The organism is Mycobacterium sp., from assembly GCF_032159565.1.
GTDB lineage: Bacteria > Actinomycetota > Actinomycetes > Mycobacteriales > Mycobacteriaceae > Mycobacterium.
Genome location: NZ_JAVHWR010000069.1, coordinates 58,651 through 82,831, shown reverse-complemented (window position 1 = coordinate 82,831; position 24,181 = coordinate 58,651). Strand labels below are relative to the sequence as shown.

Below are 24,181 nucleotides of genomic sequence, written 5' to 3'. Positions count from 1 at the left end.
CAACGCGTAAGGATGCGTGCGCACAGCGTCAAGACGCCGTCAAGAGTCCCCCCGGCGGCGGGATTCGCGCGCACCGTGGCGATATGACACTGCTGGACCATGTTCCGTCTCTCCGCCGGGCCGCCACGCCGCGGATAGATCCGCGAATCTGGCCGATGACGGCCTCTGTGGACGCACTCGGTCGACTCTGCGTCGGTGGCGTGCCTCTGACCGAGATCGCTGACGAGTTCCGCACCCCCGCCTATGTTCTCGACGAGGCCGACTTCCGGGCACGGCTGCAGCGTTACCGCTCGGCTCTGCCCGGAGTCGAAGTGGTCTACGCCGCGAAGGCGCTTCTGTGCACCGGCGTCGTGCGGTGGGTCACCGATTCGGGAGCGGGCCTCGACGTCAGCTCGGCGGGCGAACTGGCGACCGCGTTGGTCGCAGGCGCCGACCCGGCGCGCATCGTCATGCACGGAAACGCGAAGTCGCAGGACGAACTGCGCGATGCCGCGGTGATCGGGGTCGGTCGCATCGTCGTCGACTCGCTCATGGACATCGCCTATCTGAGCTGTGAGGCGCGTCAACCCCTTCGGGTGCTGGTTCGCGTCACCCCCGATGTCGACGCCCATGGTCACGCCGCGGTGATGACGGGGGTGAACGACCAGAAGTTCGGTTTCACGCTCGGCGATGGCCACGCCGAAGAAGCGGTGAAACGCATTGTGGCTCATCGGCTTCTAACACTGGTGGGGCTGCACTGCCACATCGGGTCGCAGATCACCGATCCCGCGTTGTTCGGCGAAGCCATTCGAAGAATGGTCGCCACGATGGCCGACATCCGCACCAGGCACGGCGTCGTGCTGTCCGAACTCAACATCGGCGGAGGTCACGGAGTGCCCTATGTGAGCGGCGATCCCGGACTCGATCCCGGCGTGCTGTCCGAACTCATCGACGACGCGCTCAACGAAGCCTGTGCGGACGAACGGTTCCCACGGCCGCGCATCGTCGTCGAACCCGGCCGGGCGATCAGCGCAAGGGCGGGAGTCACGCTGTACCGCGTCATCTCGGTCAAGTCGCAGGCCGGTGGGCGCACGTTCGTCGCGGTGGACGGCGGTATGTCCGACAATCCGCGCGTCAGCCTGTACGGCGCGAGATACACCGTGGCACTTGCCAATCGACACTCGGAGGCGCCGACGCACAAGGTCACCGTCGCCGGGCGGCACTGCGAGGCGGGCGACGAACTGGCCCGGGACGTCGACCTGCCCGCCGATATCCGCCCCGGTGATCTGCTTGCCGTGGCCTGCACGGGCGCCTATCACCACAGCATGGCGTCGAACTACAACATGGTGACGCGGCCGCCACTGATCGCGTTACACCGCGGCAGGGCTCGCGAATTGGTGCGCCGTGAAACGCTCGCCGATCTCCTTGCCCGCGATCGCGGATGGACGAATCCACGCCCGCCCAATGGCTCCGGCTGTGAGGCCCTGCTGCATGGTGAGTGACACCGCGCTAACCGGCGGGCTCGACCACCAGCACGCCCGTCTGTTCGACGCCGACGGTGACCGGATCTCCGGAACCGAACGCGCGGGCGGCCGAACTGGTCATCTGTGCGCCGACCACCGTGCCGTCGGCCAGGGTGCAGTACACCCGAGACGTCGGTCCGAGGAACGCGACGGACGTCACCGCCGCGGTGCCCGCCGGGTCGGCGGTGACAGTCACCGACTCCGGGCGAACCATCGCCAGCCCGGCGCCTGAGCCGATCGAGCCGGGCAGCGCAGCAACGGAAGTGCCCAGCAGTTGGACCTGCCCGGCCGAAACGTCCGCGGGCACTTTGTTGTTCAGGCCGACGAAGTCCGCGACGAACGGCGTCGCGGGGTTCGCGTAGAGCTCGGCAGGGGCGGCGAGCTGCTCGAGCCTGCCCTGACTCATCACGCCGACCCGGTCTGCGACGGCGAGCGCCTCCTCCTGGTCGTGTGTGACGAACAGCGTCGTCGTGCCCACCTCGAGTTGAACGCGGCGGATCTCGTCGCGCAGCTGCACCCGAACCTTGGCGTCAAGTGCCGACAGCGGCTCGTCGAGCAACAGCACACGCGGCTGGATGGCCAGCGCCCGGGCGAGGGCGACCCGCTGCTGCTGGCCGCCGGAGAGCTCGCTGGCGTACTTGTCCCGGTGTGCCGTCAACCCGACCAGCTCGAGCATCTCGTAGGCGCGGGACATCCTCTGCGCCTTGTCCTTTCCGCGCATCTTCAGGCCGAACGCGACGTTGTCGAGCACGGTCAGGTGCGGGAAGAGGCTGTACGCCTGAAAAACCATACCCATGTCACGCTTGTTCGCAGACACAGCGGTCAAATTCTTGCCGTCCACAGACACGGTGCCCGACGTTGCCTCGTCGAGACCGGCGAGGATGCGCAATGCGGTGGTCTTGCCGCATCCCGACGGGCCGAGCAGTGCGACGAGCTCACCGGGCTCGATATGCAAGGTCAACCCGTCGAGGGCCTTGACTACCCCTTGATTGCTCCTCCCGTGCGCGGTCCCTTGATTGCTCCTCCCGTGCGCGGTCCCGTAGACCCGGGTCAGGTCGTTCAGCTCGACGGAAACCCCAGTTGTCATGTCGGAACTCCAGGTTCGGTCGCGGACGCGAGGAGCGAAGAAGGCCCAGCGGTCGTCGGTGCGGCCGGCGCCGCAGTGGTGCGCCGCCTGCCGCGGGTGACAAGCGCGAGGATGAGCAGTAGCACGAAGCCGAACACCAGGGTGGCCAGCGAAGCGGCCACCGATGTCGGGCCGTCCGACTTACCGATCAGCACGATCTGGACCTGCAGTGTCTGGTAGCCGGACAACGACGCGATGGTGAACTCCCCCAACACCACAGCGATCGAGATGAACGCCGCCGACAGGATGCCGGACCAGATGTTCGGCACCACCACCCGACCGATCGTGGTCAGCCAGCCCGCGCCGAGCGAGCGCGCCGCCTCCGACAGCGTCTTCAGATCGATCGCCGACAGCGAGGCGTCGATCGCGCGGTACGCGAACGGCAGAACCAGCACCACGTAAACGAATGTCAGCGTAAGAGCCGACTCGCCGAGCAGGTAGGTCACCCACAGGTAGACGTTGCGCAGTCCGACGACGATCACCAGGGCCGGGATCGTCAGCGGAAGCAGGCAGAGGAATTCGACGGGGCCCTTCGCCCACGGCGCGCGCAGCCTTACCCAGATCATCGTCGGCACCAGAATCACCAGCATCAGCACCACGGTGAAAATGGCCAGCAGCAGCGAGATCACGATGGCCTGATACAACGCATCGTCGGCCACCAGGTTCTTCCAGGCCTGCATGGTCCGCCCGCCCGCGATCAGGTTGCGGGTGGAGAAGTCGGCCATGGCATACAACGGGAACAGGAAGAACAATCCGAAGACGATCAGCAGAACTACGCGAAAGACCTTGCCGCCCAGCGTCGTTTTTCTCACTGCAGCCACCTTGCGGTACGGCGCACCAGCGCGTCGTAGGCGACCATCACGATCGCCACGATGATGATCATCTCCAGCGCCAGCGCATAGGCGAACCCGGACTGGCCCAGCACCACCTCGCTCGTCAGCGCCGCCCGAATCAGCAGCGGCACGATCGGGCTGCCCTGACTCACCAGCGCCGCCGCCGTCGCGTAGGCCGCAAAAGCGTTGGCGAACAACAGCAGAAACGAGCCGAGGAATGCCGGGGTGAGAAGAGGCACCGCGACCTGCCGCCAGTACTGGAACGTCGATGCGCCGAGGCTGACCGCAGCCTCGCGCCACTGGTCGCGCAGCCCCTCCAGCGCGGGCACGAACACGATCACCATGAGCGGGATCTGGAAGTAGGTGTAGACGAGGATCAACCCGGTGAGGCTGTACAGCCAACCGGATCCTGCGAGATTCCAGCCGAAGTGCTGCTGCACCCAGAGGGTCAGCACGCCGTTTAGGCCGATCGTCGCCAGGAACGCGAAAGCCAATGCGACGCCGCCGAACTGGGCGAGCACGCTGCACAGCGATATGACCGCTCTGCGCAGCACCGAGGCCGGCGGGCTGCTCACGATGAGCCAGGCCAGCACGGCGCCGAGCACCGCACCGATGATCGCCGTGCTCGCCGACAGCAGCACGCTCTTCCACAATGCGGACAGTGCGGTGTCGGAGAACAACGCCACTATCCGGTCCAGGGAAAACGCCCCGTCGACGAAGAACGCACTGACGATCACCGTCACGGTCGGGACGATCAGAAAGATCGTCACCAACGCGAAGAACGGCAGCAGCGGCAGCGACTCCCGAAATCTGCGCATCACGTGCTCGCTCCTCGCATGCGCGTCAGCCAACGGCCTTGGCCCAGTTGTCCGCCAGATACTTGGTGGCCCTGTCGGTCTGGTCGGGCGTCGGAACGGTGACCGGGCCGTCGATCACCGGGATCTTGTCGACCGCGGTCTTGTCGATGGTGCCCGCCCGCATCATGGTGTCGGCCCGCACCGGCCGCACCCCGCCTGCGGCGTAGAGGTTCTGTCCCTCGTCGCTGTAGAGAAACTCCTGCCACAGCCGCGCCGCCGCGGGATGCGGAGCGCCTGAGTTGATCGCCTGGTAGTAGTAGCCGGCCACCACCGCGTTCGACGGCACGAAGACCTGCCAGCTCGGCAGCTTCGCGGATCTGGCGGCGTTCAGGTAATTCCAGTCGATGACGACGGGCGTCTGCCCGGACTCGATGGTCGCAGGGGTCGGGTCGACGGGCAGGAAGTTGCCCGCTGCCTTGAGCTTGCCGAAGAAGTCCACCCCTGGCGCGACGTCGTCGACCGAACCGCCCTGGGAGAGCGCGACCATCAGCACGCCCGAGAACGCCGCGCCCGCCTGGGTCGGGTCGCCGTTGAGCGCCACCTTGCCGCTGTACTCGGGTTTGAGCAGATCGTTGACGTCGGTCACCGGTGGCACCTTGGCCGAGTCGAAGCCGATGGACATGTAGCCGCCGTAGTCGTTGACCCATTTACCGTCGGGGTCCGAGTATGCCGCGGGAATGTCGTTGAACGTCGCGACCTTGTACGGCGCGAACATCGACGTATTGGCCAGAGCGACAGACTGGCCCAGGTCGAAGACGTCGGGGGCGGTGCTCCTGCCCTTCTGCTGGTTCGCGGCGTTGATCTCGTCCTGGCTGGCCGCGTCGGGCTGTGCGGAGTTCACCGTGATGCCGTACTTGTCGGAGAAGGCCTTGATCATCGCGCCGTAATTGGCCCAGTCCGGCGGCAGCGCGATCACGTTCAGCTGGCCCTCTTTTTTGGCCGCATCGACGAGGCCGTCCATGCCGCCGAAGTCCTTCGCCGACGTCGCCTGCGCGGCGTCCACGCCCGACTGCGTCTGCGCGCCTTCGCTTTTCTTCTCCGGTGGGGCGCAGGCCGCGAGACCGGCGACGAGAACAGCGGAGGCGGCGAGTGCGGTGACGCCGCAGAGGTGCGATTTCTTCATGGGCGAACCTTCCGATGGATAGGCAAACCAGTGCTGGCGCGGCGATGACGGCGCAGGGTCATCGCGATGAATGGATCACCCGGCGTTGGAACCCTATCGTGGCCGCGAGTCGGCGGCAGGGCGGTTGCTGTGAGTCGATATTTGTCTAGCCGAGCGCGCGTTTTCCCAGGTGGTGGCGTTAGCATCAGAGGGTGCCGGAGAAGGGGGCCTCGGGGGACTTCGACTACCTGCGGGAAGTGACCGACGGGAGCGATGGGGTCGACGTCGTCGACGAGGAAAATGCATACAGGTCCGAGGCCGACCTCGATTACCTGTTGGGCGAGGACGCGTCGCGGGGGCGCGATGGGTTCGACGCATTCGACGAGAGCACGTGGGACGAGGATTTCACCGCGGTCTCCACGACTCCCTGGTACCGGTCGCCGCAGGCGCGCACCCTGATGATCGCGAGCGGCGCGGCGCTCTCGGCGATCGTGGTATCGGCGGTTCTGTTGGTGTTCCGGGGTTCTCCCGCAGCAGATCATCCGGCGCCTGCGGATAGCTCGACACCGGTCACCACACCTTTGGCCACGGCCACGAGCGAAATACCGCCTCCGCCACCTCCGCCACCGCCGGAACCGTCCGTGGTGAACGAGGCCCCGGCGGTCGTGCGGCCGACGGTGCGGCCGAGGCCGACGAAGCAGCCCGAGATCGGCGTGACACGGACGCCGGTGACCCGGCAGCCGATCAGTGTGGCCCCGCAGCCACGCCGACCCAGGTAATCGATCGCCCTTTAGCGGTGGTGCCCGCCGTGGTGAAAGAGCAGCACGTTGCCGAAGAACGGGTACTGGTTGGGATAGGTGACTTCATGATCGCTGTTGATCTGCACATTGCCCGGTGACTGGCCCTGGGTGGTCTGTGCACCGACGTAAGTGCAAAGCGGGCCCGTCGGTGTCTCATCAAAGCTCGAGACATCGACGATTTCTAAACTGAACGTTTAGTTTCAACACCGGAGCGGGCTGGGCCATACCAGCGCCTCATGTGCTCAGTCACCCGCCTTGAGCCCCCGGATGGCGGCATCCACGATCGCGTCGGCCGTCGCGTCGGTCAGCGGCGCATGGCCCATCATCAGGCGATACAGCGCGGGCCCGACGACAAGGTCGATCGCCACTTCCCGATCGATGTCGGCGCGCAGTTCGCCGCGCGCGACACCTCGATCCCAGATCGTCCGGAACAGGTCGCGGCGAGATTCGACCAGGTTCGCGCGAAGCTCCTGCTGGATCAGCGGGTCGGTCTGTGCCTCGCCGATGAGTTGTGCGTACACGCGCCCGCTCTGACCGGTGTAGAAGTGCACGAGGCCACGCATGACGGCGGTCAGGTCGTCATGAGCAGAACCCGTGTCCGGATCGTGCGACTCGGCCATCAACTCGGAGAGGAACGCGTCGATGGCGACCGCGTACTTGTTGGGCCACCACTTGTAGATGGTCGCCTTGCTCGCACCGCTGCGAGTGGCGATCTCCTCCGTGGTCATCGCGCGCAGCCCGACCTCCTTCAACAGTTCAGAGGTGGCACGCAGTACCGCGGCGCGGGACTCCTCGCTGCGCGGCCGGCCGGGGCGGTTGCGCGGTTGCACGTCCACTGTGCGGCTACCCGCCATTTCTCACCTCTCCACAGATAATGAACGTAGCGTTCATATTCCCTACTATTGACCATTCGGGCGCTATCGCAACCTGAGGAGAAGATGGCCGACTTCGACGCCAGGGAGAGGTTCGCCTCCTCGCCCGTCGCACAGCTTGCGACGGCGGGTGCCGACGGCGTCCCGCATCTGGTCCCTGTCGTCTTCGCGGTCAGCAACGACGTCATCTACACCGCGGTCGACGCCAAACGGAAATCCACCCACCGGCTGCGCAGGATGGCCAATATCGAAGCCAACCCCGCGGTCAGCCTCATCGTCGACCACTACGACCACGACTGGTCGCAGCTATGGTGGGTACGAGCAGACGGCATCGCCGAAATCCATTACAGCGGTGAAGAAATGGCGACCGCGTACTTCGAGCTCCGGCGGAAGTACGTCCAGTACGAGCGCATCGCTCTTGACGGGCCCGTCATCACCGTCACCGTGGCCCGGTGGTCGGGATGGCAGGCCTGACCCGCCGGTAATACCTGGGCTCGCTGCGACGATAAACGTCGTGACATGACACAGGGTGTAGGGCTTTCGGTTGGCGCCGCGAACGTCGCCGCCGTGATACCGGGTTGCGCGGCCGTCACACGACAGCCGGTGCTCACCCTCTACCGGCATCGTCCGCCGGAGGTCGGCGTGCCCGCCGAGAACCCCCGGCTGGCGCAGCGTGGGCTGGTTGTGAACGACTTCGTCGATCGGGCCGCCGATCCGGTCGGCATCGTGGCCGCCGACGGCTCCGTCCATCGCGGTGAAGCACTGATCGCCGACGCGCTGCGTGCGGTGAGCCGCGCCGTCACCGGCGGTCGGGCGCCGCAGTCACCGCCGGGAGTCGCCTTCCCCGCCCACTGGCGCCCCGCGGCCGTCGACGCCCTGCGCAGGGAACTGCTCCGGCGGCCCGAATGGCCGCGGCCGGACCGGTTGCCGTTGATGTCGGATGCCGCGGCGGCGCTCACCGCATTGCAGGCCGACCCCGGACTGCCGACCCGTGGAGTGATCGCCCTCTGCGATTTCGGCGGCACCGGCGCCAGCATCACGCTGATTGACGCAGCGGGCGGGTACCAGCCCATCGGTGCGACGGCGCGTCACGCTGAGTTCTCCGGCGAACTCATCGACCGTGCACTGCTCGCGCACGTGATCGCGGATCTGTCCATCAGCGGCACCTCCGACGTGGCGGGAACGGCCGCATTCGGATCGCTGCATCGGCTCCGCGCCGAGTGCCGAGGCGCCAAGGAGCGTCTGTCCCGCGGCGCGGTCACCACCCTGTTCGCCGACGTCCCCGGGTTCCGCGGCGACGTGCGGCTTACCCGCGCTGAACTCGACGGCGAGATCCGGCAGCCGCTAGCGGCATTCATCGACGCGTTGCGGGAACACTTGTTCCGCAACCGGATTCATCCCGCCGATCTGTCGGCGGTGGCATCCATCGGTGGCGGCGCGAGTATCCCGGCGGTCACCACAGCGCTGTCCGACCAGCTTCGGGTGCCTGTGATCAGCACGCCCCATCCCGAACTGACCGCCGCGCATGGTGCCGCTCTGCTGGCCGTCCGCAGACCGGAGGATGAGATTCTGACCGCCGTCGCGTCACCGGTGCGGTCGACGGCAATGCGCCCGCTGGCCTGGTCGGAGGTCGACAATGTTCCCGAGATCGCGCCATTCGCAATCGAATCCGAGGCACCGGCCGGTCTGAGCGCGGCCCGGCCCGGGGTCGACTTCGTACCCGAGGACAAGCCTGCTCGCCACAAGCCTTCGGCCGTCCCGTGGTATCGCCCGCTCCTCGTCACCGCCGGCGTATTCGCCGCCATGGTGCTCGTCGGCACGGCCGCCGTCCTGGCCATCCGCGACGACGCCTCCGCGATGACGGGGACGACAACGACGACGACAACCGTGCAGCCGGATCCGGCGGCTCCCGCGGCGCCCCCACCAACCGCCCTCGCGGTGACACCGGAACAGACGCCGAACGCTCCGTCGTACATTCGTCCGCCTGCACCGGTGACCCGGGTCGTGGTGACGACGCCGCCGCCGGTGGTCATGCAAGCACCCGCGCCCGCGGCGGCTCCTCCACCGCCGCCCGCCGACAACCCACCGCCGGTGAGCGCGCCGCCGCCGAGCGCGCCGCCGACGTCGACCCCGACCACCACGTCGACACCGACCACCGCGTCCCCGCCACCCAGTAGCCCGCCGAGCAGTCCACCGTCATCACCACCTTCGGAACCGCCGAGCAGCCCGCCGTCGTCGGCGCCGCCGAGTTCGGAGCAGTCGACGCCGCCTTCACCCGAGAAGCCGCCGAGCGAGCAGACCGATCAGCCTGATGCGTAAGCCCGGAGGGGCGGGAATATGCCTTTGCTATTCGTTGTTCTCGACCGCGACGCGGTAGACAACAGCCGTCCCGTAATTCGCGTTTTGGGCGATCCGAACAATGGGATCCTGCCAACCGGCGATCATTTACTGCCATCGGAATTAAAGCGCTGACCTGTTGGTTCATGAGATCAGTCGGAACGAATCCCATGTCGTCCGGCATCAATCGCGGTTAGGCCGACGGTCTGCATCGCACACAACAGAAAAGAAGAAGGCACCAAAGATGAAGAAGATTGGATTAGCTACCATCGTCGCGGGCGGACTGGCCGCAGCGACTCTGGGGTTGGCCGCCCCTGCCCTCGCAGCACCGAGTGGCCCGGGCAATGCCCAGGAAACCATCAACGACCTCAAGGCCGACGGCTACAACGTCATCGTGAACCGTGTCGGCGGAACCCCGCTCGAGCAGGCGAGCGTCGTGGCCGTGCGACCCGGCCAAACCTATTCGCGGACGGACTCCGGCAACCCGGGAGATTCGCTCGAGACCACCGTCACCAACAAGACGGTGTACGTCGACGTCAAGTAACACACTTGCGACGGAGCGAGGGGCACCCCATCGGGGTGCCCCTTCTTCGTAGGTGATCATGTAGCCCGTGACCGAGTACTCGCTGCCCATCGTGCCCAGGTTCGCCGAGGTCGATCAGCAGAACGTCGTCTTCAACGCCCACTACCTCACCTGGTTCGACGAGGCGCTGACCGGATACTTCGACCATCTCGACGCGAGCTATCCGGACCTGATGTCGACCGGACTCGATATGCAGTTGGTGCACACCGAGATTGACTACGCGGCACCGGTCCGCTGGCGCGATACCGTGCGGGTGGCGGTCGTCTGCGAACACGTCGGTACGACGAGTTTCACGATCCTCTTCTCGGTCCATCGCCGACGAGACGGCTCCGAGGAGTTGGTCGCGGTACGCGGCCGAAACGTCTACGTCGTCGTCACGACGGAGGACTGGAGCAAGCGCCCGGTACCCGACACACTTCGCAATGCGTTGTCTCCGTAGTCGTCTCGATTACCTGTCAGGTAGTAGTGCCGCCGATCGGGCGGGCCTAACGTCGGTGGCTACGCCTGCACGACGATCGGGTCGCCGATCCGTACGGTGTCGAAATACCAGGCGGCGTTGTCCGGGCTCAGGTTGATGCAGCCGTGGCTGACATTCGAGTTACCCTGCGATCCGACCGACCACGGCGCGCTGTGCACGTAGACACCGCCCCATGTGACGCGCACGGCGTCCGCGACGGTGAGCTTGTATCCCTCGGGATCGCTCAGCGGGATGCCGATGGTGCGCGAGTCCATCACGACACTCGGCTGCTTCTCGAGAGCGGTGAACGAGCCGACCGGCGTTGGATGCTTGGGCTTGCCCATGGACGCGGGCATCTGCCGCACCACCTGGTCGTCGATGCTCACGGTGAAGGTGTGCGCGTCGATGTCGGCGAGGCCGACCACCTTCGAGCCGGTCTCAAAGCTTGTGGAGAACCCAGCCGCGGTGACCGAGATCGGGGAGTGGGCGGGCCAGAACCGGTCCGGTGCCCATTGCACGATCTGGTTGCTCAGCCAGGTGAACTTGCCCGTCGGCGTATTACTCGAGGCGATGTCGATCGACTGCTCGGCCCGGGCGGTGTTTGTGACCGGCTCGGCGAAGGTCACCTCGATCGGAGCGGCTACGCCGACCACCTCTCCGTTGGCCGGCGAAATGCCGGTGACCGTCAGGTCCGTTCTGGGGCCGGGCACCGCGGCCAGGCCTGCGGGAGCCGAACCCACCATGGCGACAGCCGTAGCGCCCACCACGACAAGTACGTAACGAACAGCTCTGCGCAATGCTTCATCCCTTCACGACTTCCCGACCAGCAAAGTGAATTGTAGTGACTCAACCTGAAGACGGCCGCCGACAAGCCGCGCAGCCAAGCCCGGAGGGTCTTGCACTGGCTGGTGAATGCGAGAATTGTGGTCTAGGTGACGGGCCCGATGAAGTGACCCGGGGCTGGAGGGACCGTCATGGCCGACAAGGCGAACACTTCCAAGGGCGCCGGAGCCGCCCCGACCGCGGACAGTCCCGCCGCCATCCGAAATGTGGTGCTCATAGGCCCATCGGGTGGCGGCAAGACCACCCTCATCGAGGCCCTGTTGACCGCGACAGGAGTCCTCTCAAGACCAGGATCCGTTGTCGACGGCACCACGGTGTGCGACTCCGACGACGCCGAGATCGCCCAGCAGCGCTCCGTAGGCCTCGCCCTGGCGCCGCTTTCGCACAACGGCGTCAAGGTGAACCTCATCGACACCCCCGGGTACGCCGATTTCGTCGGCGAACTGCGGGCCGGGCTGCGAGCCGCCGACTGTGCGCTGTTCGTGATCGCGGCCAACGAGGGCGTCGACGAACTCACCAAGTCGCTGTGGCTGGAGTGCCAACAGGTCGGCATGCCGCGCGCGGTGGTGATCACCAAGCTCGACCACGCCAGAGCGAACTACGACAGCGCACTGGTCGCTGCGCAGAGCACCTTCGGCGAGAAGGTGCTGCCGCTCTACCTGCCCGCCAACACACCGTGTACCGGTTTGATCGGACTGCTGTCACAGACGCACTACGAGTACGCCGCAGGCAAGCGGTCCACCAAGGAACCGGACGCGTCCTACGCCGACCGACTCGGCGAACAACGCGGCACCCTGATCGAGGGGATCATCGAGGAATCCGAGGACGAGACCTTGATGGAGCGCTACCTCGGCGGTGAAGCGATCGACCAGAAGGTGCTGATCGAGGATCTCGAGAAGGCGGTGGCCCGTGGCTCTTTCTTCCCCGTGATTCCCGTCTGCAGCAGCACCGGCGTCGGAACGCTGGAACTGCTGGAGATCGCGACGAGCGGGTTCCCGTCTCCGCTCGAGCATCCGCTGCCCGACGTGTTCACGCCGCAGGGCAAGGACCGCAAGAAACTCAGCTGTGATCCGTCGGGGCCGCTACTGGCCGAGGTGGTCAAGACGACGTCGGATCCCTACGTCGGCAGGGTGAGCCTGGTCCGGGTCTTCTCCGGCACCATCAGGCCCGACGCGACGGTTCACGTGTCGGGCCATTTTGCTTCCTTTTTCGGCTCCTCCGGATCCAACGGCTCCACCGGTGCTCACGCGGATCACGACGAGGACGAGCGGATCGGCACACTGTCGTTCCCGCTCGGCAAGCAGCAGCGGCCTGCCGGCACCGTGGTGGCGGGCGACATCTGCGCGATCGGCAGGCTGTCGAAAGCCGAGACCGGAGACACGTTGTCCGACAAGGCCGATCCGCTCGTGCTGAAACCGTGGTCGATGCCCGAGCCGCTCCTGCCCGTCGCCGTGCAGCCGCGCGCGAAGACCGACGACGACAAGCTGTCGGTCGGCTTGCAGCGGTTGGCGGCCGAAGACCCGACGCTGCGGGTCGACCAGAACCCCGAGACCCACCAGATCGTTCTGTGGTGCATGGGCGAGGCGCACTCCGGCGTCGTGCTGGACGGGTTGGCGAACCGGTTCGGCGTCAGTGTCGACAAGGTGGATCTGCGTGTGCCGCTGCGGGAAACGTTCGGCGGACCGGCAAAGGGACACGGCAGGCACGTCAAACAGTCCGGCGGACACGGCCAGTTCGCCGTCTGCGACATCGAGGTGGAGCCGCTGCCAGAGGGCAGTGGGTTCGAGTTCGTCGACAAGGTGGTCGGTGGCTCCGTGCCGCGCCAGTTCATCCCGAGCGTGGAAAAGGGTGTACGCGCGCAGATGGAGAAGGGCGTGGGGCCCGGCTATCCGGTGGTCGACATCCGCGTCACGCTTCTCGACGGCAAGGCGCACAGCGTGGACTCGTCGGACTACGCGTTCCAGATGGCCGGCGGGCTGGCGCTGCGCGAGGCGGCGAACGCCGCGAGGGTGAACCTGCTGGAGCCGGTCGACGAGGTGTCGGTGATGGTGCCCGACGATCTCGTCGGCGCGGTGATGGGCGACCTGTCCAGCCGCCGGGCCCGCGTGCTGGGCACCGAGAACGTCGGCGAGGACCGTACGGTCGTGAAAGCCGACGTGCCGCACGTGGAGTTGACGCGCTACGCGATCGATCTGCGCTCGCTGTCACACGGCGCTGGGTCGTTCACGCGCACCTTCGCCCGCTATGAACCCATGCCGGAGTCTGCCGCAGCGCGCGTGCGCTCGGGCTAATTGCTCCTCGCGTGCGCTTGGGCTAATTGCTCCCCGCGTGCGCTTGGGCTAATTGCTCCTCACGTCCGCGACGCTAGGAAACCGCCCTCAGTGCCGCGACCGCGGTCGCAAACATGGTGTTCTTGATCGCACCCAGCGTGCCGGGATCCTTGGCGCCCAATGGCGCAAGCATGTTGAGGGCCGCGCCGACCACCGCGTCCTCTTCCGCGGTCGCATCGACGATTCCGGCCGCGGCGGCCTCGGCCCCGCCGAACCGGCGCCCGGTGGTCATGGCGGCAACGGCGGTCTGCGGGGTCAGCTTGGCCTGAATCAACGCGGCCATGCCCGGTGTGAACGGAATCCGGATGTCTACTTCGGGGAAGCAGAAATATCCACGGTCGGCGCGCATCACGCGAAAGTCGTGCGCCATGGCCAGCATTGCGGCGGCACCGAAGCTGTGTCCGCCGATCGCGGCGGCGGTGGGTATCGGCAGCGTCAGCACCCTCGCCAGCAGCGCCTGCACGCGGCCGACATACCACTGCGTCTGATCGCCGTGCGCCGCGAGCCAGTCGAGGTCAATGCCGTTCGAGTAGAACTTCCCGGTCGCCACGGTGACCAACCCGTGCGCTCCAAGCGATATCGCATCGTCGAGTTGGGCCTCGACCTGATCGAGAAACTCTGGGGAGAAGCGGTTTTCATCGTCGCCGAGGTGCAGTAGCGCGATCGTGTCCTGAAAGCTGAGGGCGACGGGCATTGGCTCGATTCACTCCGGTAGGACAAGCAGCTGACGGGTCAGAGACAACCGCTGCGCGCGACGTTGGTCGTCATCGATGTCGGTGACGATGGGGGTACGACGCTGTGCGGAAGCCACCTCACGAGGGTAGCCGCCTGGCTTTGCGCACCCACGGCCATGTCATCGACGCCCAGACGATAGAGATGAGGACGGCAGCGACCAACACATATACCGGCCACGGACCGAACACGTCGAGCAGCGACGTGGTGCTCGGCTTCCTGTTCAGGAAACCGTAGTTCGTGCCGGCAATGCGGTTGAACGTCAACGTGATCGCCGCCCACGCCAGTGTGCCGCCGATGACGAGCCGGTAGTCGCGCCACGTCGGGCGGAACCCACGGCCCCAGGTCAGGTAGATCGCCGCCCAGACGACGAGCAGGTGTATCGCCCAGAACGCGAGGAACTGATAGTTGGGGAAGTCGGGGCCCCTCAGCACAGGAGAGATGAGCGCCTGAACGCTGAGTACCAGTCCCCAGTAGTAGGTCAGTGCGACTGCCCAATGTCGTTGCGACCACAGTGCGTATGCGCCTGCGGTGGTGGCGAGGTCGGTCAACTGCAGCGGCACCGACGAGTCGATCGACGGCGGGATGAGCGAGTAGATCAGCACCGCCGCGTAGATGGTTGCGGTCAGCGCGCCGAGGAGTCTGCCGAGCAGGCGGGCCTGCGCGTCGGTCTGCTTGCGGCCGATCCAGACGAGTAGCGCAGCAACGATCACGAACACGGCGAGTACGGCCCAGTGCGACGGGCCGTACGCCGTGAACTCCCGGTGTGTCAGAGTGCCGCGACCTCCGCGGTGGCAACCGCGGGCAGCGGGCGGCCCGCGGACTCCCGCACCGTCAGCACGGTGATGAGCGAAACCACCGCCGCGACAATGACGTAGAAGGCGGGCGCCAGTTTGTTACCTGTGCTTCCGGTCAGCCAGGCGACCAGGTAGGGCGTCGTGCCGCCGAACGCGGCGACGCATACGTTGTAGCCGAAGGAGAAGCCGCTGTAGCGCACCCGGGTGGTGAACAGTTCCACGCCCGTCGCGACGGCGACCGAGATGTAAACCGATTCGATGGCGGCCAAGGCGGCGTGCGCGGCGATCGCCGCGCCGACGGACCCCGAGTTCAACAGCAGGAAGAGCGGATACGCCAGCACCGCGAACGCCAACGTGCCCGCGACCAGCAGCGGCCTGCGTCCGACCCGGTCGGAGAGCGCCGCAAGTGGAAGAATCAGCACGATCGCCACCACACACGCCACCGTGACGGAGACGAAGGCACTGGTCTTTGAGAAGTGCAGCGTTTTGATGAAATACGTTGGCAGATAAGTGAAAACCACGTAGTAGCCGATATTGAACATGATCATGATGCCGATCACCTGGAGGATCGGCCGCCATGCCGTGCACACGGCCTCGCGCAACGGTGAGGTGGCTACGTCGTCGGAGGCCGCGAGCGCCTCGAACGCCGGGGTGTCGGCCAACCGCAGCCGGATGTAGAGGCCGACGAGTCCGAGCGGGGCGGCGAGCACGAACGGAATGCGCCAGCCGTAGGCGTCCATGGCCGCGTCGCCAAACAACGTCTGCAGCACGGTGACCGTCAGCGATCCCAGTAGAAACCCGACGACACCGGACCACGCGATGAACGTGACGGTCAGGCCGCGCCGCCGGTCGGTTGCGAACTCGGCCAGATAGCATGCGCCGCCGCCGTACTCTCCGCCGGCCGAAAAGCCCTGCAGGCAACGGAGAAACAGCAGCAACAGCGGCGCACCGACACCGATGGCGTCATAGGTCGGCAACAGCCCCATCGCCAGTGTCGACCCCGACATCAGCAGGATGACGATCGCCAGCACCCGCTGTCGGCCGATCCGGTCACCGAGTGTGCCGAAGACCAGGCCGCCGAGCGGACGCATCACGAACGCGGCGGCGAAGATCGCGAAGGTGTTCAGCAGCGCCGCCGTCTCGTTTCCGGCGGGGAAGAAGTTCGCGGCGATGAAGGTGGCCAGAAAGCCGTAGATCGCGAAGTCGTACCACTCGACGGCGTTGCCGATCGACGCACCGCTGATGACTTGGCGAAGGGTTGATGCGCCACTCACCAGGAACACGTTAAATCAATCGACTGACTTAATGAAGTGACTTGAGATATGCCGTGATGCGGGCGTGGGTCTCCTCCGACATCCAACTGGCCCGCACCATGTCGTCGGTTTCCGAACCGGCGTCGATCGCGGTGCGCGCCGGACGATGCAGTTGTTCCTTCGTCATCGCGTACGCGGCGGGGGCGAACTGGGACAGCTCACCGGCGAGCGCGGTCGCCCGAGGAAGCAGTTCCCCGGCGGTGACGACCTCGTCGACCCAGCCGAGCGCGGCGGCCGTGGAGACATCAACGGTGCCCGCCCCGAGTGCGGCCTGCGTCACCGAAGGGCCCATCGCGTGCCTGCAGATCTCCACCGCCGACATCGGGAACATCGCGCCGACGGCGAGTTCGGTGAGCCCGATCGTCCCGTCCGCCATCAGCCGGACGTCGGCGGCCATCGCGAACACGCACCCGCCCGCAATCGCGTGCCCGTTGATCGCCGCGACCACCGGAGCGGGATGGTCGAACACCGCCAGGAACGCCGCGGATAGCGCCGTCATGAAGCGGTCGGTGTACTCGGCGCCGCCGTCGACGATCGCGCGGAGGTCGACGCCCGCCGAGAAACACCGTCCGGTACCGGTGATCACCACCGGCCCGTCGATACCCCGCATCGTGACGATCACATCGTCGAGCAGGTCGAGGTCCAGCGCGTTCACCGGCGGATGGTCGAACCGCACGATCGACACCCCGTCGACCACCTCGACACTCATCGCTCGACTCTCATTACTCGGCTCCCGCTCGCTCCGGTCCTCGCTCGTTCCTCGCTGCGATCCTCACTCGCGCTCGTCTTCGACTCTCATGACTGCTTCACGTCCTCCGTGTCCTTCTTGTCCTTGACGCGGGTCTTGTACAGGCTCGCGGCTGTGGTGATGACAAGCGTCACGATGATGACGCCAAGGGATGCCAGCGTCGGGATCTCCGGGACCGCCACGTGCTCGCCGCCGTTGATGAACGGCAGCTCGTTCTCGTGCAGCGCGTGCAGGATCAGCTTCATGCCGATGAAGAACAGGATGAACGCGAGTCCCTGTGACAGGTAGACCAGCCGCTTCAGCAGGTCGCCGAGCAGGAAGTAGAGCTGCCGCAGACCCATCAACGCGAACACGTTGGCGGTGAACACCAGGTACGGCTCCTGGGTGAGCCCGTAGATCGCCGGGATCGAGTCGAGCGCGAATATCAGGTCGGTGGTGCCGAGCGCGACGATGACGAGGAACATCGGCGTCATCAGCCGCTTGCCGTTCTCCTTGAGGTAGAGCTTGAGACCGTCCCACTTGTCGGTCAGCTGCAGGTGGCTGCGGGCGAAGCGCACCACGAAGTTGTCCGCGTCGTCGTCATGGTCGGTGTTGCGCACCAGGCCGACAGCGGTATACAGCAGGAACGCGCCGAATATGTAGAACACCCAGGAGAACTCGTTGATCGCGACGGCGCCGAGTGCGATGAAGATGCCTCGGAAGATCAACGCGAGGATGATGCCGACCAGAAGCGTCTGCTGCTGAAACTTCTTGGGCACGTTGAAACTGGCCATGATGATCAAGAAGATGAACAGGTTGTCGACCGAGAGGCTGTACTCGGTGAGCCAGCCGGCGAAGAACTCGACACCGAACTGGCTGCCGTGGAAGAGGTACACCCACACGCCGAAGGCCACCGCGAGCGCGATGTAGATCGACAGCGCCGTCACCAACTCACGCTTCGATGGTTCATGCGGCCGTCGGCCGATGACCACGACGTCGAACAGCAGGACGGCGATCGTCGCGGCCAGCGTGATCATCCACTCGAGTTGGGAAACTTGCATTTGGGTGTGCCTCCGGTCGTCAAAACGGCCGAGGTCTCTTCCGCCAACCGCTTGGCCCGCGGGCCGGTCGTCCGATGACGGACGACGTGATGACGACACCGCGGCGAAGGAATACTCCCCTCAACATGCAGTCTGTCAGATAGCTGTGGAGAATGCCCACCCCGTCGGCCTTGAGGTCCTGTGCGACGATGCCCCGATGACGGCGCGTCCAGCACATTTCAACCCGGCGGGCGGGAACCGCTATCTGCCGACCACGTATGCGCAGAGCCATTGGGGACCCGATCACCTCAACGGTCCCGCGCTGGTCGGCCTCGCCGCGCGCGCCCTGGAAACCGAGTTCGGGCTCGACGAATTCATGCCCACCCGGTTGACCGTCGACCTGTTCAAGGCCGCCCGCGGAGTCCCGACGACGACGAAGGCCACCTTGATCAGGAGCGGGCGCCGGGTGCGCAACTCGGAATGCGTGATCGAGCAGGACGGTGTCACGGTGGTCCGGGCCACGCTGGTGCAGTACCGCGGGTCGGAGGCGCCGCGGGGTGAGGAGTGGGCGGCGGCCAACGAGTTCACCTGGCCCCCGGAGCTGGGTGGGACCGGGATGACCTACATGGGCAGCGACGGCGTCGGCTGGACGAAGGGCATCGCCGAACACCAGCACACCGCCCGCAAGCGGTTCGTCAACCGGATGGTCGACGTCGTCGAGGGGCACAAAAACACGCCCTTCGTCCGCGGCGCGATGGTGGCGGAAGGCGCGAGCCTGGTCACCAACCTCGGCTCGGCTGGCGTCGGTTACATCAACGGCGACCTGACCGTCGCGCTGGCCCGGTTGCCCGTCGACGAATGGATGGGCGTGCAAGCAGACTCGCACTGGGCGGCCGACGGGATCTCGGTCGGGACGGCGACGATGTTCGACCGCATCGGTGCGTTCGGCTCGGCGTTGGTGACCGCGATCGCCAACCCGGCTGCTCAGATCGACTTCAGCGACGATCATTTCCCGGTACGCAGCCCGTCCTGACGCCTAGTGCTTGGCTTTCGCCTGGTCCGCGGCCGCCTGTTGCTCCTCTTGCTGGCCGCAGCGATGGCCGCCTTGCCTTCGGGGCTGGCCTTCGAGTTACCCGCCGTCTTCGCCGATGCCACACCCGAGTAGCAGTTTCAGGTTCAGCAGCACCGTGTCGGTGACCGGCGAGAAGTCGTCGTCGTTCACGGTGTCGCCGGTACGCGTTGCGATGACGCCGGTAGGCTCGCATCGGCGAGTTTCGATGTGACGTCGGAGTACTTCTGTCCCGCGTAGTCGTCTGCGGCGGCGACGCCGGGGGTCGACATCACCGTAGTCGTCGACGCCGCCGCCGCGGCGATGACACCTACACCGACGGCCTTGATTCTCATCACGTCCACCCTCCTATGAGTTGGGCAAGCTATAAAAACCTGATCTGGCAAGACCCTGGGCTGCGGCGATGCAAACGCTGCCGATTCGCTTCGCGGTTGCTGAACGTGCGTGTCAGCGGCGGAAGACGACCCAGCGCATGGCGCTGTACATGTAAACCGCCTCACAGGCCCCTGCCAGGATCCTGGCCAGGCGGAAGTCCAGACCGAGGGCGGTCAGGGCACTCGACACGCCGAGTATGAACGCCAGGTAGTTGACGACGACGACCAGCACATAACTCCCGAACTGGGGGCCAACCGGTGCGTGCGACTGGAAGTTCATGGAGCGGTTCAGGTAGTAGCTCAGGGTGAACGTGCACGCGTAGGCCGCGGTTACCGCCGCCGGTAGCGGTAAGCCCAGCCCTGCACGCAGACCCGACAGCAGCAAGAGGTCGATACCGAACGTGAACCCGTTGATCAACGTGAAGCCCAAAAAAGTCGGCGCCACAAAGGAATTCATTCCGAACGGTAGACGCGCAACCACGGCGGCGCAGCACCGGTGAAACCGGTCGGCCAGACCTCCCCGACTCGCCGTCGACTCGATCCGCACGTGACCACGTTGCCATGGCCACGTATCCACGACGTGAGCAGTTGGCCAACTCCGGACCACACGAAGTGACAGCCGGGGTGAAACATGCTGCTCGGCAACATCGCTCGGAGGCTTCGTTATCTGGATAGCGGTGCCAATATGCCCATCTGATGCGCGTTCAGCAAAATATGTTGCGATACTAAGCAGGTGCCCAGCCGCGTCGTCAGCCGACCAGAAGAGGGTAGAGCGGTCGCGGCGTTTCTCGACGCTGCTGCGTCCCAACCGGCCGGCTTGGTGGCCGAAGGTGAAGCCGGTATCGGGAAAACCACACTGTGCTTGTCCGCGATCGAACTCGCCGAACAGCGCGGGTTCCAGGTGTTGTCGGCGCGGCCGGCGCAGGCCGAGTCCGTGCTCGCGTACGCCTCACTCGCGGACCTGCTTTCGGGCGTCGATGCGTCGGTGCTGACCGGCCTGCCGACCCCGCAGCGGCTCGCGATCGATCGAGTCCTTCTGCGCGCGGAGGCCGAGGATCTCACCACCGATCAACGCGCCGTCGGAGCGGGCTTCCTGTCGGTCGTCGAACTCCTCGCGGAGCAGGCCCCGGTGCTGGTGGCAATCGACGACCTGCAATGGCTCGACCCGTCGAGCCGAAATGTGATGGCCTTCGCGACGCGCCGACTCTCGGCCAGGGTCGGCGTGCTGGTGACAGTCCGTTCTGATCCCGACGGCGGCGTCAGCGGTGCCTCCTGGTTACAGCTGCCGCAGCCGGACGGCGTGCAGCGGGTGCAGATCCGGCCGTTGAGCCTCGGCGGGTTGAACGCCGTCATCACCGAGCGGCTCGGCAGATCCCTGTCTCGACCGGCAATCGTTCGAATACAAGAGGTTTCGCAGGGAAACCCGTTCTACGCCCTCGAACTGGCGCGTGCGATGGACGGTGACAGCAGAAGCGCGGAGATGCCGTTGCCGATGACGCTCGCCGAGTTGGTGCGCGCGCGGATCGGCAGCCTCGACGACTCCGCCCACGCTGTGCTGCTGGCGATGGCCTGCACCGCCGTGCCGACGGTTGAGCTGGTTTCCCGGGCAACTGGTTTGAACGCCGGCGACGTCGTTGCGCAACTCGGCGATGTCGAGGCGAAGGGCATCGTCGCGATCGACGGTCATCGCGTCCGGTTCGCGCATCCGCTGTTGGCCAGGGGGTTCTACACCGATGTCACCCCGGCGCGGCGCAGGTCCATGCATCGCAGGCTGGCGGAGATCGTCGACGAACCCGAGCTGAAGGCAAGACATCTCGCGATGGCGGCGACCCACGGCGACGAGCTGACGCTGATCACCCTCGACGAGGCCGCGGACATAGCCCGCAGCAGGGGCGCACCTGCCGCGGCGGCCGAGCTGCTCGACTTGGCCATCGGCCTCGGAGGCGGCACCCCCGAGCGGCGAATCCTCTCGGCGGCACACCATTTCGACGCGGGCGAGCCCGCCAAGGCGCGCGGCCTCCTGCAGGAGACCATCGAACGTCTCGAGCCGGGTCCAAGGCGGGCGGAGGCGTATACGCTGCTGGCCCTTGTGGCTTCGCTCATCGACAGCTTCGACGAGGCCGCCGACCTACTCGAGCAAGCTCTCGACGACGTCGGCGACGAGCTCGCCCAGCGGGTGGCGATCCTGGTGTCGCTGTCGTTCGCCTTGGTCAACGCGGGGCGCATGGATCCGGCGGTGCGGCACATCGAACAGGCCGTGACAAGCGCCACCGAGCTCGGCGACCCACACGCCCTGAGTCAGGCGCTGGGCATGCGGATGATGCTGCACTTCATGCGCGGCGACGGCATCGACGAGCGCAGCCTCCGACAGGCCGTCGAGTTGGAAGACCGTGACGCCGATGTGTCGTCGGCCTTCAGTCCCCGGGTCCAGCGCGCCCTGATGCTCGCCTGGACCGGGGAGCTGGACCGAGCGCACCAGGAGGTGCGGGCAATCCGCCGCCGATGTATCGACCGTGGCGAGGAAGGCGAGCTGTCGTTCATCGACTTCCACTCGGTGCTCATCGACATCTGGCGCGGTTCCATGGCCGACGCCATGCTGATCGCCGAGGATGCCGTCGAGCGGGCGCATCAGCTCAACGGTGACCTGCCGTTGTCCGTCGCGCTGACGGCGCGCGCCGCCGTCGCCGCATACGCCGGGGACGAGGACACAGCGCGCCGCAACGTGGCCGAGGCGCGTGCCGCCAGCGAACGCTGTGGATCGCGCAGGCTCGGCGAGTGGCCGGTGACGATGCTCGGCTTCCTCGAGCTCTCACTGGGAAACTACGAAGCGGCGGTGAAGACCGTTGCACCCTTGATGCCGATGCTGAAGGCCGTGCCGGACTCGACCGAGATCATCAACGCGTCCTATGTCCCTGACGCCGCCGAGGCGCTCATCCACCTGGGCCGGCTGGCTGAGGCGGAGCCGATGGTCGAGCTGCTCGAACGCAACGGGCAACGGCTCGACCGGCCCTGGATGAAGGCCGTCGGCGCACGCTGTCGAGCCATGGAGCTGGCGGCGCGGGGTGACGTCGACGCCGCCAACCGCGCTGTCGAGCAGGCACTCTCCGAACACGACCGGCTGCCCATGCCGTTCGAACGTGCGCGGACTCAGCTGCTGGCCGGGCAGCTTCAGCGCAGGCAGCGTCAGAAGGACCAAGCCGCAACGACGCTGCGCGAGGCGTTGAAGACGTTCGAAGAGCTGAACGTCCGCCTGTGGGCCGACCGCGCCCGCGCCGAGCTTGCGCGCGCCGACGTCGGCACCCGCCGGATGTCCAGCCTCAGCCCGTCCGAACAGCGGGTGGCCGAACTCGCGGCGTCGGGCATGACCAACCGCGATGCCGCCGCCGCACTGTTCATCAGCCCTAAGACGGTGGAGTCGAACCTGGCCCGCATCTACCGCAAGCTGGGCATCCATTCACGCGCCGAACTGGGCAGGCACATGGGCCAACCTGACAGTTGACTGTCAGGTTGCTGCCTGATCCCTGTGTTTCACCCGATCACGGCCGCCTTTGGCTCGAATAGGCGAAAGCGTAGGCAAACACCCCATATCTCTGCCCACTCTGCGCAAATAGGCTTTCCGTACATCAGATGCATGTTTGCCATCAGATGCCCGATTGGAGTCGCAGCATGAGCAACGCATCTTCGACCAACTCACCGAGCAGCACACGCCAGATGTGGTTCGCAGGCCCGGCGGCGGCGGCGTTGTGCGCCCTCGGCGTGGCTGTCGCGCCGGGCCCCGCCCAGGCGGCCGCGTGCACCAACTGGGAGTTTCCCCACGGATATGTCGGCATTTCCCAAACGACTCCGAATAACGGCTTCTCGTTCCGGTTTGATTCGCAACCGGCCGCCCAGCCAGCTGTCACCGGCGCCCCGGTCGATGCCAGCAATAACAAGCATGGCACCGCAACTGGCGCCATCGCGAGTCACCACATGGACGTCACCGTCACCTGGGATGACGGGACGACCCAGCACTATGCCGGTGATGTGACCGGCGACGGCAGCCATGCGAACGGCACAGAGCCGTTCCCCTGGCAGTCGTACAACACCGCGTTCACATGCGCCGACCCGGCCCCAGCTGCCGCCAACCCAGCGCCAGCTGGCAAACCGGACACCGCAAATCCCGCGGTTCAGTCAGTCACGATCCTCCAACAATCGAATGTTTACGATTCGAAGGGCGGGAACAGAATTGGGGGCGACGGCTTCTTCCTTGAGGTAGGTAGCAGCTTCGACACTGTGCAACCCTGCGCCGACAACTGGTGCCTGCTGAAGATTCCCGGCCTGCCAGGTGGGCCGCATGGCCAGCTCGGTGCAGGTTATGGCTGGGTTTATTCGGGCATCGATACAGATGAGAACTTCGTCAAAGTGAACTGACAGGACACTCGAGGGTCTACGCCACCGGCGAACCCGCCGATCCCTGGCGCCGGCTATATCTACATCGGTGACGGCCT

The 24,181-nt window shown here is 66.1% G+C and carries 23 protein-coding genes; 10 read left to right on the top strand and 13 right to left on the bottom strand.

Annotation, left to right across the window (positions count from 1 at the left end; all coding sequences use genetic code 11):
- The first annotated feature begins 83 nt into the window (after positions 1-83).
- A complete protein-coding gene (gene lysA, locus QOC76_RS08415; protein WP_526356128.1) occupies positions 84-1,481 on the top strand; it encodes a diaminopimelate decarboxylase in 1,398 nt (465 codons plus the stop codon).
- Positions 1,482-1,488: 7 nt separating this feature from the next.
- Here the strand turns inward: lysA and QOC76_RS08410 are convergent, their stop codons facing one another.
- The 4 genes from QOC76_RS08410 to QOC76_RS08395 all read right to left on the bottom strand — a co-directional run bounded on the left by QOC76_RS08410 (position 1,489) and on the right by QOC76_RS08395 (position 5,441).
- The gene (locus QOC76_RS08410; protein ID WP_526356126.1) at positions 1,489-2,589 is read right to left on the bottom strand and encodes an ABC transporter ATP-binding protein; all 1,101 of its coding nucleotides are present in this window, start codon (positions 2,587-2,589) and stop codon (positions 1,489-1,491) included.
- Positions 2,586-3,353: an ABC transporter permease gene (locus QOC76_RS08405; protein ID WP_526356152.1), complete on the bottom strand. Its 768-nt coding sequence runs from the start codon at positions 3,351-3,353 to the stop codon at positions 2,586-2,588. Before QOC76_RS08405 ends, QOC76_RS08410 begins: the two co-directional genes overlap by 4 nt.
- An 83-nt stretch (positions 3,354-3,436) precedes the next feature.
- Positions 3,437-4,279, bottom strand: coding sequence for an ABC transporter permease (locus QOC76_RS08400; protein WP_526356124.1), 843 nt, complete (start codon positions 4,277-4,279; stop codon positions 3,437-3,439).
- 25 nt (positions 4,280-4,304) lie between these two features.
- Positions 4,305-5,441 carry an ABC transporter substrate-binding protein gene (locus QOC76_RS08395; protein WP_526356122.1) on the bottom strand — a complete coding sequence of 379 codons (1,137 nt, stop codon included), beginning with the start codon at positions 5,439-5,441 and terminating at the stop codon, positions 4,305-4,307.
- A 191-nt stretch (positions 5,442-5,632) separates the two neighbouring features.
- On the opposite strand from QOC76_RS08395, the gene QOC76_RS08390 reads away from it, so the two are divergent.
- Positions 5,633-6,199 carry a hypothetical protein gene (locus tag QOC76_RS08390; protein ID WP_526356120.1) on the top strand — a complete coding sequence of 189 codons (567 nt, stop codon included), beginning with the start codon at positions 5,633-5,635 and terminating at the stop codon, positions 6,197-6,199.
- 263 nt (positions 6,200-6,462) lie between these two features.
- Here QOC76_RS08390 and QOC76_RS08385 read toward each other — a convergent pair whose 3' ends face one another.
- A complete protein-coding gene (locus tag QOC76_RS08385) occupies positions 6,463-7,074 on the bottom strand; it encodes a TetR/AcrR family transcriptional regulator (protein ID WP_526356118.1) in 612 nt (203 codons plus the stop codon).
- An 84-nt stretch (positions 7,075-7,158) separates the two neighbouring features.
- On the opposite strand from QOC76_RS08385, the gene QOC76_RS08380 reads away from it, so the two are divergent.
- The 4 genes from QOC76_RS08380 (at position 7,159) to QOC76_RS08365 (ending at position 10,451) form a co-directional block, all read left to right on the top strand.
- On the top strand, positions 7,159-7,566 hold the full coding sequence (locus QOC76_RS08380) for a TIGR03668 family PPOX class F420-dependent oxidoreductase (RefSeq protein WP_526356116.1): 408 nt from the start codon (positions 7,159-7,161) through the stop codon (positions 7,564-7,566).
- A gap of 45 nt (positions 7,567-7,611) precedes the next feature.
- Entirely contained in the window at positions 7,612-9,411 is a 1,800-nt protein-coding gene (locus tag QOC76_RS08375) for an Hsp70 family protein (protein ID WP_526356114.1), read from the top strand.
- 262 nt (positions 9,412-9,673) lie between these two features.
- The gene (locus tag QOC76_RS08370; protein ID WP_526356112.1) at positions 9,674-9,973 is read left to right on the top strand and encodes a hypothetical protein; all 300 of its coding nucleotides are present in this window, start codon (positions 9,674-9,676) and stop codon (positions 9,971-9,973) included.
- Between the two features lie 67 nt (positions 9,974-10,040).
- The gene (locus tag QOC76_RS08365; protein WP_526356110.1) at positions 10,041-10,451 is read left to right on the top strand and encodes an acyl-CoA thioesterase; all 411 of its coding nucleotides are present in this window, start codon (positions 10,041-10,043) and stop codon (positions 10,449-10,451) included.
- Positions 10,452-10,510: 59 nt separating this feature from the next.
- Here the strand turns inward: QOC76_RS08365 and QOC76_RS08360 are convergent, their stop codons facing one another.
- Complete coding sequence (locus QOC76_RS08360) at positions 10,511-11,266, bottom strand: L,D-transpeptidase (RefSeq protein ID WP_526356108.1); 756 nt, start codon at positions 11,264-11,266, stop codon at positions 10,511-10,513.
- A gap of 177 nt (positions 11,267-11,443) precedes the next feature.
- Here QOC76_RS08360 and QOC76_RS08355 point away from each other — a divergent pair, with 177 nt between their 5' ends.
- A complete protein-coding gene (locus tag QOC76_RS08355) occupies positions 11,444-13,603 on the top strand; it encodes an elongation factor G-like protein EF-G2 (protein WP_526356106.1) in 2,160 nt (719 codons plus the stop codon).
- Positions 13,604-13,676: 73 nt separating this feature from the next.
- Here the strand turns inward: QOC76_RS08355 and QOC76_RS08350 are convergent, their stop codons facing one another.
- From QOC76_RS08350 to QOC76_RS08330, 5 genes are all read right to left on the bottom strand, one after another.
- Positions 13,677-14,336 (bottom strand): enoyl-CoA hydratase-related protein, encoded by a 660-nt coding sequence (locus tag QOC76_RS08350; protein ID WP_526356104.1) that lies wholly within the window; start codon positions 14,334-14,336, stop codon positions 13,677-13,679.
- A gap of 118 nt (positions 14,337-14,454) precedes the next feature.
- Positions 14,455-15,147 (bottom strand): YwaF family protein, encoded by a 693-nt coding sequence (locus QOC76_RS08345; protein WP_526356150.1) that lies wholly within the window; start codon positions 15,145-15,147, stop codon positions 14,455-14,457.
- Positions 15,144-16,445 (bottom strand): MFS transporter, encoded by a 1,302-nt coding sequence (locus tag QOC76_RS08340; RefSeq protein WP_526356102.1) that lies wholly within the window; start codon positions 16,443-16,445, stop codon positions 15,144-15,146. Before QOC76_RS08340 ends, QOC76_RS08345 begins: the two co-directional genes overlap by 4 nt.
- A gap of 28 nt (positions 16,446-16,473) precedes the next feature.
- Entirely contained in the window at positions 16,474-17,193 is a 720-nt protein-coding gene (locus QOC76_RS08335; RefSeq protein ID WP_526356100.1) for an enoyl-CoA hydratase/isomerase family protein, read from the bottom strand.
- Between the two features lie 86 nt (positions 17,194-17,279).
- Positions 17,280-18,272: a TerC family protein gene (locus QOC76_RS08330; RefSeq protein WP_526356098.1), complete on the bottom strand. Its 993-nt coding sequence runs from the start codon at positions 18,270-18,272 to the stop codon at positions 17,280-17,282.
- A gap of 196 nt (positions 18,273-18,468) precedes the next feature.
- On the opposite strand from QOC76_RS08330, the gene QOC76_RS08325 reads away from it, so the two are divergent.
- A complete protein-coding gene (locus QOC76_RS08325) occupies positions 18,469-19,284 on the top strand; it encodes an acyl-CoA thioesterase domain-containing protein (RefSeq protein WP_526356096.1) in 816 nt (271 codons plus the stop codon).
- A 185-nt stretch (positions 19,285-19,469) separates the two neighbouring features.
- Here QOC76_RS08325 and QOC76_RS08320 read toward each other — a convergent pair whose 3' ends face one another.
- Together QOC76_RS08320 and QOC76_RS08315 are read right to left on the bottom strand one after the other, a co-directional pair.
- Positions 19,470-19,658 carry a hypothetical protein gene (locus tag QOC76_RS08320; RefSeq protein WP_526356094.1) on the bottom strand — a complete coding sequence of 63 codons (189 nt, stop codon included), beginning with the start codon at positions 19,656-19,658 and terminating at the stop codon, positions 19,470-19,472.
- A gap of 109 nt (positions 19,659-19,767) precedes the next feature.
- Positions 19,768-20,241: a GtrA family protein gene (locus QOC76_RS08315; RefSeq protein WP_526356092.1), complete on the bottom strand. Its 474-nt coding sequence runs from the start codon at positions 20,239-20,241 to the stop codon at positions 19,768-19,770.
- Positions 20,242-20,427: 186 nt separating this feature from the next.
- Here QOC76_RS08315 and QOC76_RS08310 point away from each other — a divergent pair, with 186 nt between their 5' ends.
- Complete coding sequence (locus QOC76_RS08310) at positions 20,428-23,193, top strand: helix-turn-helix transcriptional regulator (RefSeq protein WP_526356090.1); 2,766 nt, start codon at positions 20,428-20,430, stop codon at positions 23,191-23,193.
- Between the two features lie 167 nt (positions 23,194-23,360).
- Complete coding sequence (locus tag QOC76_RS08305; RefSeq protein ID WP_526356088.1) at positions 23,361-24,104, top strand: hypothetical protein; 744 nt, start codon at positions 23,361-23,363, stop codon at positions 24,102-24,104.
- Positions 24,105-24,181: the final 77 nt, after the last annotated feature.